10 protein-coding genes are annotated in these 13,884 nt (G+C 37.9%); all 10 read left to right on the forward strand.

Going from position 1 to position 13,884, the window contains the following annotated elements; genetic code table 11:
* Positions 1–151 precede the first annotated feature (151 nt).
* The 10 genes from NFR44_RS01075 (at position 152) to NFR44_RS01120 (ending at position 13,884) form a co-directional block, all read left to right on the forward strand.
* Complete coding sequence (locus tag NFR44_RS01075; RefSeq protein WP_251440216.1) at positions 152–1,297, forward strand: 1-deoxy-D-xylulose-5-phosphate reductoisomerase; 1,146 nt, start codon at positions 152–154, stop codon at positions 1,295–1,297.
* 11 nt (positions 1,298–1,308) lie between these two features.
* Complete coding sequence (gene rseP / locus NFR44_RS01080; protein ID WP_251440786.1) at positions 1,309–2,328, forward strand: RIP metalloprotease RseP; 1,020 nt, start codon at positions 1,309–1,311, stop codon at positions 2,326–2,328.
* A 14-nt stretch (positions 2,329–2,342) separates the two neighbouring features.
* Positions 2,343–3,419, forward strand: a complete 1,077-nt coding sequence (gene ispG, locus NFR44_RS01085; protein ID WP_251440217.1) for a flavodoxin-dependent (E)-4-hydroxy-3-methylbut-2-enyl-diphosphate synthase — start codon at positions 2,343–2,345, stop codon at positions 3,417–3,419.
* Between the two features lie 8 nt (positions 3,420–3,427).
* Entirely contained in the window at positions 3,428–5,146 is a 1,719-nt protein-coding gene (locus NFR44_RS01090) for a proline--tRNA ligase (RefSeq protein WP_251440218.1), read from the forward strand.
* A gap of 202 nt (positions 5,147–5,348) precedes the next feature.
* Complete coding sequence (locus tag NFR44_RS01095) at positions 5,349–6,167, forward strand: PHP domain-containing protein (RefSeq protein ID WP_251440220.1); 819 nt, start codon at positions 5,349–5,351, stop codon at positions 6,165–6,167.
* Positions 6,168–6,228: 61 nt separating this feature from the next.
* Positions 6,229–7,074 (forward strand): Asp23/Gls24 family envelope stress response protein, encoded by an 846-nt coding sequence (locus NFR44_RS01100; protein WP_251440221.1) that lies wholly within the window; start codon positions 6,229–6,231, stop codon positions 7,072–7,074.
* Between the two features lie 19 nt (positions 7,075–7,093).
* Positions 7,094–8,404 (forward strand): tRNA (N6-isopentenyl adenosine(37)-C2)-methylthiotransferase MiaB, encoded by a 1,311-nt coding sequence (miaB, locus tag NFR44_RS01105; protein WP_251440222.1) that lies wholly within the window; start codon positions 7,094–7,096, stop codon positions 8,402–8,404.
* A 25-nt stretch (positions 8,405–8,429) separates the two neighbouring features.
* Positions 8,430–11,093 carry a DNA mismatch repair protein MutS gene (gene mutS / locus NFR44_RS01110; RefSeq protein ID WP_251440223.1) on the forward strand — a complete coding sequence of 888 codons (2,664 nt, stop codon included), beginning with the start codon at positions 8,430–8,432 and terminating at the stop codon, positions 11,091–11,093.
* Positions 11,093–13,102, forward strand: a complete 2,010-nt coding sequence (gene mutL / locus NFR44_RS01115) for a DNA mismatch repair endonuclease MutL (protein WP_251440225.1) — start codon at positions 11,093–11,095, stop codon at positions 13,100–13,102. The genes mutS and mutL overlap by 1 nt, the downstream gene beginning before the upstream one ends.
* A gap of 2 nt (positions 13,103–13,104) precedes the next feature.
* Entirely contained in the window at positions 13,105–13,884 is a 780-nt protein-coding gene (locus tag NFR44_RS01120; RefSeq protein ID WP_251440227.1) for a class I SAM-dependent methyltransferase, read from the forward strand.

Raw genomic sequence — 13,884 nt, forward strand, 5'->3', positions numbered from 1 at the left:
ATAATTGTATAAAGAGAATTGTATGAAGACCTTTGTATGAATTCGTTTGCATGAATGCGTTTGTATGTGTAACATTGCTATTAATATGATTGAGGTATAAGTTACGTAATATATAAAAGTACAGTGTAAACTGTATTGGATAGGAGTTTCTATGAAAACACTGAGTATTCTTGGGAGTACCGGTTCTATCGGCACACAAACATTAGATGTGGTGCGACAGCATCCTGATTTATTTTCTGTAAAAGCACTGGTGGCTAATCATAATGTAGATGTCTTAGAAGCTCAAATTAAAGAATTTCAACCTGAAATGGCTGGCTTAGTTGATGAAACAGCGTTTTTAGAATTAAAGCAACGATATAATGGGCCAACTAAACTGCTAGGGGGCAAAGAGGCTTTATTAGCTGCCGCTACTTGGTCTACGGCTGAACTTGTTGTTACTGCAGTAGTCGGCGCCGCTGGTATTGAGCCAACTGTAGAAGCTATTCGCGCTAAAAAAACAATTGGTTTAGCGAACAAAGAAACATTAGTAGCTGGTGGTTCTTTAATTACATCCCTTTGTAAAGAATATGATGTGCAATTATTGCCGATTGATAGTGAACATAGTGCTATTTTTCAATGTTTAGAAGGACAGCAACGAGAGAATGTTGATTCACTATTGATTACCGCGTCAGGTGGTCCTTTACGGACATGGCCATCAGAAAAAATTGCTACGGCGACGGCCGCAGATTGTTTACGGCATCCGACCTGGAATATGGGAAATAAGATTACCATAGATTCAGCGACCTTATTTAATAAAGGGTTGGAAGTTATAGAGGCACACTGGCTATTTGGTTTTGATTTTGACCATATTAAGGTGACAGTCCATCCTCAAAGTATAGTTCATTCTATGATTATGATGAAAGATGGGGCCATTCTTGCTCAATTAGGCAATCCCGATATGCGCGAGCCAATTCAATATGCTTTAACATATCCTGAACGTAAACCGTTAAAAATGGATACCTTAACCTTTGAAGAAGCCTTGCAATTAGAATTTTTTCCACCACGGTATGATGATTTTCCTGCTTTAAAATTAGCTTTTGAAGTGGGGCGTGCCGGTGGGTTTAAACCAGCAGTTTTTAATGCAGCAAATGAAGAAGCTGTATATGCTTTTTTAGCTGGAAAAATTCAATTTGGTGATATATATAAAACTGTTGTCACTGTATTAGAGCGTATGGAATCAGAGCCAACCTTTACATTGGCTCATTTACGCGAGATTGATTTATGGGCTCGTGAAACAGCGAGAACCTTGATTAAATAGGAGAGATTATGTTGTTAACTATCGTTGCCACAATCTTTGTATTTGGCATCATTGTGTTTATTCATGAATTCGGGCATTTTATTACAGCTAAAGCAAGTGGTATGCGGGTTGACGAATTTGCTATAGGTTTTGGTCCAGCCCTTGTTAAGGTTCAAAAAGGAGAAACTTTATACTCCATTCGAGCTATTCCTTTAGGTGGCTATAATAAAATTGCTGGTATGGATCCAGAAGAACCATTAGATAATCGTTCGTTTTTAAATAAACCGGTGTGGAAACGTTTTATCGTTATTGCGGCGGGCGCGATTTTTAACTTTTTATTGGCTATTGTTATATTCTTTATAGTATATGCTACTTATGGTGTGCAAACGCCTTCAAAGGAGCCAATTATTGGGAATATGTTGAGTAATTCACCAGCCGCTATGGCACATATGCAGGTGAATGACCGCATTATATCAATTAAAGGCAAACCGGTAGCAGAATGGACAGATATTTCTAAGCAGTTACAAGGAACTGCTAATACCGTTGTTCCTATCGTAATCAGTCGTGATGGACAAGAGCAAGAATTATCTGTTATTCCAACACAGACTGGTAATGAAGGGCGTGCAGTGATAGGCATTAACCCTGTATCTATTGTGCAAGAATATACAATTGGTCAATCAGCTGTTCAAGCAGTTAATACGACTGGTTATGTTTTAGTAAGTATGGTAGAGGGCTTGTGGTCTATGATTACAGGAACTACTAATGCTGAATTAGCAGGCCCTATTGGGGTCGCTCAAATGGCTGGTCAAATGGCTGAAAATGGTTTTATGTATTTATTACAATTTACTGCTTTACTAAGCTTAAATTTAGGCGTAATTAATTTATTGCCTATTCCTGCTTTAGATGGTGGTCATTTAATTGTATTATTAATTGAAGGAATTACGAGACGACGTTTGCCAGTGAAGGCATTGCAGTATATTCAGATGACAGGGGTCATTATTTTAATACTCTTATTTGTCTATGCTACGACTCATGATATTAGCCGTCTGTAATATAGGAGTTACCTATGATTAACAGAAAAGAAACAACGCGTATTAAAGTAGGGAATGTGCCAATTGGTCATTTTTCACCTATTAGCGTGCAATCTATGATTACTACTAACCCAGTGGAAACTGAAAAAGCGATTGCTGAAATCAATCGTTTAGCTGAGGCTGGCTGTGATTTAGTTCGCTTAGCAGTGCCAGATATGGCAGCGGCTAAGGCAATTAAAGCAGTAAAAGAGAAAGCTCAAATTCCTTTGATTGCAGATATTCATTTTGATTACACCTTAGCTTTGGCGGCTATAGATAGTGGTGTCGATGGCTTGCGTATTAATCCTGGTAATATTGGTGGTATTGATAATGTAGTGGCTGTCATTGAAAAAGCAAAACCAAAGCATATACCAATTCGTATTGGCGTAAATGCTGGTTCTTTACCAGCTCATATTTTGAAAGAATATGGTGGTCATCCTTGTGCTGATGGAATGGTAGAAGCTGCTTTAGAACATGTTCGTATTTTAGAGTCCTTAGACTATAAAGAAATGAAATTATCAATTAAAGCAACTGATGTGCCACTTATGATTGAAGCGTATCAGAAATTATCAGATAAAGTACCGTATCCTCTTCATTTAGGGGTTACCGAAGCTGGTACTATTTCACAAGGCACTGTAAAATCTTCTATTGGGATTGGTGCTTTATTGGCGCAAGGGATTGGTGATACTTTGCGCGTATCTTTAACAGGTGATCCTATTCATGAAGTAGAAGTAGGGAAAACAATTTTAAGTTCTTTAGGACTTCGCAATTACGGTGCTACCATGATTTCTTGTCCAACTTGTGGTCGCTGTCGTGTTAACCTCTTTAGTATGGCTGAAACGGTAGAGGCTCGTTTAAAGAGCATAAAAGCACCTATTCGTGTGGCTGTAATGGGTTGTGTTGTGAATGGCCCCGGTGAGGCTAGAGAAGCCGATTTTGGTATTGCTGGTGGTGATAGTCGCGGCATTGTCTTCCGCAAAGGAGAAGTCATTAAGACTGTAGATGAAAGTGAATTAGTGGATGCTTTATTCCATGAGATAGAAACGTATTTAGAGACAGAAGCAAAGGAGTAATGAATTAAATGTTAGCTAGTAAATTATATGCCCCAACGTTAAGGGAAACACCTGCTGATGCAGACGTAATTAGTCAACAGTATATGTTACGTGCTGGTATGATTCGTAAAATGACTGGCGGTATTTACTCCTATTTGCCATTGGCTTGGAAAAGTATTCGTAAAATTGAAGCTATCGTTCATGAAGAAATGACAAATGCTGGGGCACAAGAAATTATGATGCCTATTATTCAGCCCGCTGAAATTTGGCAAGAGTCTGGTCGTTGGAAAGTATATGGCGCTGAAATGATTCGTCTAAAAGACCGTCATGATCGTGAATACTGTCTTGGACCAACTCATGAAGAAATGATTACTACATTGGTAAAAGGGGAAGTTAATTCGTATCGCCAATTGCCATTGACTTTATATCAAATTCAAAATAAATATCGTGATGAACGACGTCCTCGTTATGGGTTGATGCGTAGTCGCGAATTTATCATGAAGGATGCTTATTCTTTTGATATGGATGAAGCTGGTTTAGATGTATCATACTGGAATATGTATCATGCGTATGAACGTGTTTTCAGCCGTTGTGGTTTATATTTTAAACCAGTAGAAGCTGATTCAGGTGCTATTGGTGGTAGCAATAGCCATGAATTTATGGCTTTGGCGGAATCTGGTGAAGCTGATGTTATTCATTGCAGTAGTTGTGACTATGCTGCTAATATTGAAATTGGTAAACCTGGTGTCATTAAAGCCGAGGTGGAAGACGCATTAGAGCTTACAGAAGTACCAACACCTGATGCGAAAACAATTGAAGCTGTAGCAGAACAATTAAGCTTACCATTAGCTAAAACAATTAAGGCTGTAGTATTATCAACTGATGGTGTTGTTGTATTAGCGATTGTTCGCGGTGATCACGAAGTTAATGAAATTGCTGTACAACATGCGGTAGGCAGCACAATTGAACCGGAAATGGCAACAGAAGAAGAACTTCAAGGTGCTGGTTTAACAGCTGGTTTTATTAGTCCGGTTGGTTTAAAACAGACTGAGACTTTTAAAATTGTTGTAGACGAAAGCGTTATGGAAGCCTATAACGTTTGTGGTGGTGCTAATAAAAAAGATGCGCATTACATTAATATCAATCCAAAACGTGATTTCAATGTTGAGGATATTATTGTAGCGCCAATTCGTTTAATTACAGCTGATGATGTCTGTCCAAATTGTGGTGGCGAATTAAGTATTGCTAAAGGGATTGAAGTAGGGCAAGTATTTAAATTAGGCACTAAGTATAGTGAAGCTATGAGTGCTACCTTCCTTAATCAGGATGGTCGCCCTAATCCATTTGTGATGGGATGCTATGGTATTGGTGTATCGCGTACATTAGCAGCAGCGATTGAGCAATTTAATGATGAAAATGGTATTATTTGGCCACGAGCTATTGCGCCATTTGAAGTAGTGGTAGTGCCAATTAATGCAAAAGACGAAGCTCTTATGGATGTTAGTACCCGTGTATATGAAGCATTAAAAGCAGCTGGCGTTGATGTGTTATTAGATGATCGTAAAGAGCGTGCTGGTGTTAAATTTAAAGATGCTGATTTAATTGGCTATCCATTGCGCATTACAGTAAGTAAAAATACGTTAGAATCTGGTGCTGTAGAAATGAAGCTTCGCAAAAATGGCGAAGCCGTTGAAGTACCAATTGACGAAGTAACTACAGTTGTAGCAGACACGTTAAATACTTTATAAGCTATGGCAGTCGATGGAGTTTCTATCGACTGCTTTTGCCGTTTATTTAGTTGTGCCTATAGGACTTCTATTCATGATTGGTTATAGGATTGATACTTGTATAAATCACTATTTTAGGTCATAATAAAAAGATAGATTGTTTTCAATACATGAGTTAATACAACTTTTATCTAGATATAGTAAGCTTAGGAGGTAAGATTATATGTTAGTTGATTTTCATATGCACAGTACCGCTTCTGATGGTGTTATGCGACCTTTAGACTTACGTGAAGCTAATAAAGCAGCTCAAATAAAAATTATGGCCTTAACTGATCATGACACAATAGAAGGTTCGTTAGAATTGTTGAATCAATTAGATCCAGATATTACAGTTATACCTGGTTGTGAATTCAGTTCAACATATCACAATGGTGATGTACATATTTTAGGCTATGCTTTTGATTATACGAATAAAGAGTTATTAGATTATATGGCTTTTTTTAAAGAGTCGAGACAATCTCGTATTTTTAAAATGATTGATTTATGTGCAGCCAATGGGTATGACGTGTCAGTGGAAGAATTAAAAGAAATGTTTCCTCATGCTAACTCCTTAGGACGTCCTCATTTATCACAATTATTAATCAAAAAGGGATATGTTACTACAGTGAGTGAGGCATTTAAAACAATTTTACATCGCACAAGTCCTTGCTATGTACCTAAGTTTAAAGCAGAGCCGAGTGATGTTATTGATTTAATACATCGTGCTAATGGTTTAGCTGTCATGGCGCATCCAATTTTAATTCGTACAGCAGAAGATGTACATGAATTATTGGAATTGCCTTTTGATGGTATAGAAGTATACCATGTGAAACATAGTAAAGAAGATTCCGCAGCGTTTCGTAAATTAGCTAATAAGCATAAATTACTTATTACGGGAGGCTCCGATTTTCATGGCATTAAAGATAAAGAGCCATTAGCTGTAGGGGACTATTTAATTGAAAGTAAGGATGTAGCAGAATTTTTGCGAGTGTTACAGTCTTAAGTGTTATAGTCTAAATAATAATTAGCAAATGCTATACATCATAAGATAGGGAGAGAAAACTATGGAAGTTATTGCTTTTGTTGGTCCTAGTGGCACTGGTAAAAGTCATCGTGCCTTAGTAGTGGCTCATGAAAATAGTGCAGAATGTATTATTGATGATGGGATTTTAATCCATAATAATCGTATTGTAGCAGGCTTTTCTGCAAAAAAAGAAGAAAGCCGTCTTAAAGCCGTACGTCGTGCAATATTTCAAGATCCAGAACAGGTTCGGTCTGTTAAAGAACAACTAGATATTATTAAGCCTAAACGTATTTTAATTTTAGGTACATCTGAAAATATGGTGGGTAAAATTTCAACAGCCTTAGGCATTGGTAAACCAGCACGCTATATCCATATTGAAGATATTGCGTCTTCAAAAGAAATTGAAAAAGCACAAAGTGCTCGCCTAAAAGAAGGTAAGCACATTATTCCTGTGCCAACGATGGAGTTGAAACCTCATTTTAAAGGTTATTTGATAGATCCAATTAAATCTATATTGCGCCGTACTCGTTCCACAAAATCTACAGGTGCGCCTGAAGATTTTGAAAAATCTGTAGTACGTCCTGTATTTAGTTATTATGGTCGTTTAACGTTTTCTGACCAAGTGATTGAAGCACTCATTAAAAATAGTTTGTCAAAAGTGCCTGGTATGGCAGAATGTGATGACATTAAAATAAAGAAAACCTCTAAAGGAACCAATGCACTGCTCCTAGATATGGGGGTGTCTGTGTATAAAGGGCGGCCTGTTAAAGATATTATGCATGATATGCACAAAGCTATATCTAATGAAATTGAGTATATTACAGGCATGTCGGTAGAGCGCCTTTCTATTGTGGTAGATAATGTAGTAAAACCTAAATTAGGATAATAGTAATTAAGGAGACCCTATGAAGCAGTATTATATATTTACTTATGGCTGTCAGATGAATGAAAGTGATTCTGAACGCCTAGCTCATCAGCTAGAGTTAGCTGGCTATACAAGTACTGATAATTTTGAAGAAGCTGATTTAATTATTTTAAATACATGCTGTGTTCGTGAAACAGCGGAACATAAAATTTATGGACGTATTGGTGAATTAAAGCATTTGAAAGCTAAAAATAAGAACTTGATTATTGCTATTACTGGATGTATGGCGCAGAAAAATCAAGCGGATATGTTTAAACGTGCGCCTCATATTGATATCGTATTAGGGACTCATAATTTACGTCATATTAATGAGATGGTAGAGGAAGTACAACGAACTCATAAACATCAAATTAATATTGAAATGGATAATTCAGTGTTGCATGAGTTAGAAGCAAAGCCAACAGGGACTTTTTCAGCTTGGGTTCCTATTATGAATGGCTGTAATAAATTCTGCACCTATTGTATTGTACCTCATGTTCGTGGGCGTGAAATTAGCCGACCAATTTCAGCTATTGTAGAAGATGTGAAGAAATTGGGCGCCAGTGGCCACAAAGAAATTACTCTTTTAGGGCAGAATGTAAACTCCTATGGCTTAGACTTTAAAGATGGCACTCACTTTGGTGATTTAATTGATGCCTTAGATGGTATTCCTGGCATTGAGCGAATCCGCTATATGACGAGTCATCCACAAGATATGAATAAAGAGATGATTGATGCTTTAGGTCGTTCTTCTAATGTAGTTACACAATTACATTTACCTATTCAATCAGGGTCCAACCGTATTTTACAAAAAATGAATCGCCGTTATACGGTAGAACATTATAAAGAACTCATTGAATACTGTCGTGAAAAAATTAAAGGCTTAACCTTGACTACTGACTTAATTGTAGGCTTTCCTGGTGAAACAGAAGAAGATTTCCAAGCAACCTTGCAATTATTAAAAGATGTTCGCTATGATATGGCGTATACCTTTATTTTTTCTAAACGGTCTGGCACACCAGCTGCTACTATGGAAGATCAAGTCCCTGAAGAGGTTAAACGAGTTCGCCTACAAGCGTTAATGGATGTGCAAAATGAAATCTCCTTAGAGTTAAATAAAGCTATGGAAGGCGAAGTATACGAGATTATTGTAGAAGGGCCAAGTCGTAATGATGAAAATGTTTGGTTTGGTCGCACATCAGGTAATAAGATGATTTTATTCCCTAAAGATGAAAATCTTGCCATTGGCCAAACTGTAAAAGCACGTGTAGATAAAGCGCAAACTTGGATTTTATATGGTACAATCATTTAATTGAAATTAGAAAATGGAGGCGTACATGAGCAAAAAACAAACGCCCATGATGGATCAATATTTTTCCATAAAAGATAAATATAAAGAAGAGCTTTTATTTTTTCGTTTAGGCGATTTTTATGAGCTCTTTTATGATGATGCCTTAACAGCCTCAAGAGAGCTAAATATTACCCTAACGGGTCGAAATTCTGGTGAAGAAGAAAAAGCCCCCATGTGTGGAGTACCTTATCATGCGGCCGAAGGCTATATCGAAAAGCTCATTAAGAAAGGTTACAAGGTAGCCATTTGTGAGCAAGTAGAAGATCCGAAAACAGCTAAAGGAATTGTAAAACGGGATGTAATTCGTGTAATTACGCCTGGTACCGTGTTAACTGAAAATGGTACTGAAGCGAGAGAGAATAACTTTTTAGCTCTATTTTATCGTACTGATGAAGCGTTAATACTTATTTTCTGTGATGTATCTACTGGAGAAGTTATTTGGGATCGCATTAGCCATGGTGAGCGTCAAACGGGCGTGTATGATGCACTTGCTATGTATCGTCCTTCTGAGTTAGTGACTGTTGGAGCTATGCCTTTAGGCAAAGAGTTACAAGATTTTATTGATGTACAGCTAGATAAAGTGGCTTTATCACCCTTTGCGCCTGAGTTGACCTTGGAAGATGTACGAAATCAGGGACGAATTCATTTTACGGAAGCCGGTCTTTTAGAGGAAGATGTATTAGAAGGACTGGGGTATTTATTAACGTATTTAGCAACCGTTATTAAAACTGATATTTCTCATATTAATTATATCCATCCTTTGCGCATTGGCGATCGAATGGTGCTTGATACATCGAGTTTGCGACATTTGGAAGTAACTCATAATCTTCGTGATGGCGGTGTAAAAGGGACATTGCTTCAGGTGTTGGATAAGACTTTAACACCTATGGGCGCTCGTCTTTTAAAACAGTGGGTTGAAAGTCCTCTCATGGATATTCATCATATTCAACGCCGTCAAATGGCCTTGACCGAATTGATTGCAAAACCAACTGAACAAGGCAAACTGCGTGAACTATTAAAACTGATTTTTGACTTTGAACGTATTCTTGCTCGCGTAGAAACAGGTTCTGTTTCACCACGAGACTTTACCTCTTTAAGAGAGTCTTTACGGATTCTACCTGAATTAAAAAATATTGCCAGCACTTTTGAAGGCACTTTATTACAAGAAGTGGTGGCCCAAATTGATTGTCATATAGATATGTATGACTTAATCAATCGAGCGATTGCTGAACAGCCTGCTTTGACTTTAAAAGATGGTCGTGTTATTCGTGATGGCTATAGTCAAGAGCTAGATAATTTACGCTCCTTGGCGTCTAATAGTCAAGAATGGCTACATCGATTAGAAGAAGAAGCAAGGGCCAAGACAGGAATTCGCCTTAAAACGGGATATAATAAAGTCTTTGGCTACTATTTTGAAGTTTCTCATGCCAATGCGGCTGATGTGCCAGATTATTTCATTCGTAAACAGACATTGGCTAATGCAGAGCGATATATTACACCTGAATTAAAAGAATTTGAGGTTAATATTTTAAGTGCTAAAGATAAAATTGTTACTTTAGAGCAGAAGTTATATCAAGAATTACGCCAAGCTGTAAAAGAGGCGGTAAAGCCTATTCAAGCCACAGCTCGTGCCTTAGCTAAATTGGATGTACTTTCTGGCTTAGCACAAGTGGCGTATGAAGAACAATATATTTGTCCCACTATGACGATGAATGGGCAAATTACAATTCGCGATGGGCGTCATCCAGTTATTGAAAAATTCCTAAAACGAGAAGTCTTTGTCCCTAATGATGTAACGTTAAATCATAATGGAGAAGAGTTTTTGCTTATTACAGGGCCTAATATGGCGGGGAAATCTACATATATGCGCCAAGTAGCGGTGCTTATGATTATGGCTCAAATTGGGTCATTTATTCCTGCTAGAGAAGCTGTTATTTCGCCGGTTGACCGTATCTTTACTCGTGTAGGGGCTAGTGATGACATTTCTACGGGTCAAAGTACCTTCATGGTAGAAATGAAAGAAGTGGCATATATTTTAAACAATGCCACATCGAATAGCTTATTAATTCTTGATGAAATAGGTCGTGGAACAAGTACCTTTGATGGCTTAAGCATTGCCCAAGCTGTGGTGGAATATATTTGTAAACATATTCATGGGAAGACCTTATTTGCGACTCACTATCACGAATTAATTCCATTAGAAGAACAGTATGAGAAACTAAAAAATTATACTGTGGCAGTGAAAGAAAAAGGGAAAGATGTTGTATTTTTACGTCGCATTATTCGTGGTGGCGCGGATCGTAGTTATGGGATTCACGTAGCTAAGTTAGCTGGTTTACCTAGTTCTGTATTAAAACGAGCAGAAGTAATTTTGAGCGCCTTAGAAGGTAGTGCTGAAGCGAAAGAGGCTGATGCATTAGCTCGTATTAGTGGTTTAACAACAGATAGCTATGAAGGCACTGACAATGTTGTTGAAGTAAAAGCTACTGTACTAGGTACTTCATCAGCTAATGCAGCAAGTTCTAATTTATTTACTACGTCTGTATTAGATGATTTATTGGCTGTTGATGTAATGAGTTTAACCCCGATAGAAGCATTGAATGTTTTATATAAATTACAAGAAGAGGCCCGTAAGGGAGGTGGCCAGTAATGGCACTAATTCACGTTCTTGACGAAGTAACGATTAATAAAATAGCCGCTGGTGAAGTAGTTGAACGCCCTGCGTCAGTAATTAAAGAGCTATTAGAGAACTCCTTAGATGCAGGTGCTACTTCCATTGAAGTAGAGATTGCTGATGGCGGGACTACGTATATGCGTGTTACGGATAATGGATCGGGTATGACAGAAGAAGATGCTCGATTAGCTGTATTACGCCACGCTACGAGTAAAATTCGTTCTGTCGATGATTTATTTGATATCGCATCTTTAGGCTTTCGTGGTGAAGCATTAGCCAGTATTGCTTCCGTATCTCATTTTAGTTTAACTACTCGAAAAGTAGACCAAGAGTTGGGAACTCGAATTTTAATTGATGGCGGTAAATTTACTGATTGCTTGCCTTTTGGGGCACAGCCTGGTACGACAATTGAAGTGCGCGACTTATTTTTTAATACGCCGGCGCGTCGTAAATTTTTAAAAACAGAGCGGACTGAAGGGGCTAAAATTCAAGATATAGTAGGTAAACTAGCGTTAAGTAATCCTCATGTAGCATTTAAGCTTATTAGTAATGATACAGTTAGCATTGTAGTGCCAGGCAATGGTAATTTAATTGATACAGTGTCAGCTTTATACGGCTATAAAGTAAGTGATGATATTTTTCCTATTGCCTATGAGTCGGAAGGAATTACAATTCAAGGTGTTGTGAGCAAACCTACTTTATTAAAAAGTAGTCGTATTTGGCAAACTGTGGTAGTTAATAATCGGGTAATTTCTGACAAAGCGATTACGAAAGCAATCGATAATGCCTACCACGCTTTATTACCTAAGGGGGGCTATCCTTTAGTATTATTGACGATTACAGTACCACCAGGTACGGTAGATATAAATGTACATCCTCGAAAAAGTGAAGTGAAATTTGAAGATGATAAGCCTGTTTTTAAAGCTGTATATCATGCTGTATTGCAGGCGTTACAAAATCCTTTGCAGCAGGGGCAGGATCAATTATTAAGGCAGGATAGTGGATATACAACATTAGAGGGCACACAACCTGTTACACCAGATAGTATTACAACAGCTGTAAGTTATGACAAATCATTTACTAAACAGGGCTTAGAAAAGCTAAATGACATTGATATTTTAAATACGGCGACTGCCCCTGTTGATTTTGAATATGAGCGACCAAAAGTATCAGCTATAGCTCGTGAAAAAACAGAAGATTTCGTGCAGAAGCTACGCTCTGAAGGCTATGAAGCACCAAAACGCACAACCTATGAGCAAAGCTCTTGGGTTGAGTCTGGTGATTTTACTGATGGGGTAGTACCAAAGAGTTATACCGCAGAGGATAAAGAAAAGTTTAGACAGTTGGCCGAAAATTTACGAAATCAACAAAGTGCCGTAGATTCTTCCACTGTGCAGTCACCTTTGCCTGTAAATACAACTGGTTTATTACCCTTAGGTCAAGTCGCTTCTTGCTATATTTTAGCTAAAAAAGGGGATAATTTATATATAATCGATCAACATGCTGCGCATGAACGAGTTCGGTATGATACATTGTGCAAATCGGCAGAAGCTATTCCTATGCAAGATCTATTAATCCCTCAATATTTAGAGGCTAATGAAGACGAATTAATTATAGTGGAAGAACAGTCTGATACCTTGTTAAATCTTGGCTTTCAAGTAGTCCAAGGGGGGCCTACACAGTTAAAAATTGAAGGGCTACCTATAGATTTAGTAGAAAGTAAAGGGGAAGAGATACTTCGCTATGTATTTTCTCTGTTAAAAGATTTTCAAGAGCCTACAAAAGCACAGTTGCGCCATGAAATGTTAGCCTATGCTTCTTGTCGTGGGGCGATTAAAGCGGGGCATAATTTGAATACCTACCAAATGGCTGTGCTCATTGAAGATTTATTTCACACTGACAAGCCTTATGTATGTCCTCATGGTCGTCCTACTATTATTAAATTTACTCCTGAAGAATTGGGTAAATTATTTTTGCGGAGCTAAATATGGCTATTGTTACGATTTCGCAAAAAGGAAAAGAAACGGAAGCGATAAAAGCAAAAGAGGTAGCTCGTTTATTGCAACTCCCTTATGTGCCCCGTAATGGTGTATCCTTGCCACGGTTACAAGGACAATTTGAAGGGGAAGATATTTTAATCCTTAGTAAACAAGGCCCTAAACTTTATACTGGTGAAGGGAAAGCTCATGAATTTCATTTATCCATGGCACAATTGCGGATTATTGCGTATGATCGAGGACAACGAGATCATTTAATAGCTGCCTTAGGTTCGGAGCCTGTACATTCTTTTTTAGACTGCACGGCTGGACTAGGTAGTGATAGTTTGTTGGTGGCTTATGCGAGGCCAGAAATTAATCATTTAGTGGCCTTAGAGGGAAATCCATTATTGGCGTATGTGACAAATTATGGCTGCCGTCATTTTACTCATAAGTCTGAGCTAGTAACAAAAGCATTGCGGCGAATTCATGTGTGTGCTACGCGGTATGAAACTTTTTTAAAGCAAGCTAAAACGAATAGCTTTGATATAGTGTATTTTGATCCTATGTTTGAAGTACCCGTTAATGACAGTCCTCAGTTTTTAAGTTTGCGAGGCCATGTGTTGGCAACGCCCATGACAGAAGCTATGTTAGTGGAAGCTAAACGGGTAGCGCGGAACCGGGTAATTATTAAAGAACGACCTTTTAGTTCTATTTTTAAGACATGGGTACCTACGTATATAGAAGGAGGTACCTATAGCAATGTAGCCTATGGTGTTTATGAAGTTTAA

The organism is Veillonella intestinalis, from assembly GCF_943193155.1.
Taxonomy (GTDB): domain Bacteria; phylum Bacillota; class Negativicutes; order Veillonellales; family Veillonellaceae; genus Veillonella_A; species Veillonella_A intestinalis.